Annotated in this window: 1 protein-coding gene; it reads left to right on the forward strand. The window is 49.3% G+C overall.

The window, feature by feature from the left end:
• Positions 1–483: hypothetical protein (locus FLX07_RS35980; RefSeq protein WP_208762582.1), on the forward strand; the 483-nt coding region annotated here is incomplete at its 5' end.
• Between the last annotated feature and the right edge of the window lie 18 nt (positions 484–501).

Here is a 501-nt window from a genome sequence, read left to right on the forward strand (position 1 = left end):
GGCGTCGAACTGGCGTGGCCTTGGCGCTGGACCTATCGCGAGCTTATGCACGAAAAAGTAAACATGGGAACGCGTGCATACAATTCGGAATTCCGAAACTTGGCTTTCAGTGAAGACGAGCAGTTCTTTTTCCCGGAGAATTACGCTTATTACCACTACTACCACGAGAACGGAACTGCCCATGTCGTATATAACGAATTGAAAATACCGATCAGCGATCTTTTGATCGTCGGTGCGTGGGATATCGCGCAAGGAAAAAATGCGCGGTCCTGCTATAACTCGGTTATTACGCTTGGTAAACACGAGCCGACCGGCTATATTTTCGTGCTTGATGAATACGCGTCGAAGGAACCGGCGCACGTATACATTGACGTCATTATTCGGAAGATCAAACAATACCGGCATCGTTCCTTCAACGTCGAAACAATAAACGCGCAGCACGAATACTATCGTCAGCTTCAGGAGCGGGTCCGGCACGTATAAAGACCTTCCTGCCGGACC

The organism is Microbispora bryophytorum (genome assembly GCF_006874465.1).
GTDB lineage: Bacteria > Actinomycetota > Actinomycetes > Streptosporangiales > Streptosporangiaceae > Microbispora > Microbispora bryophytorum.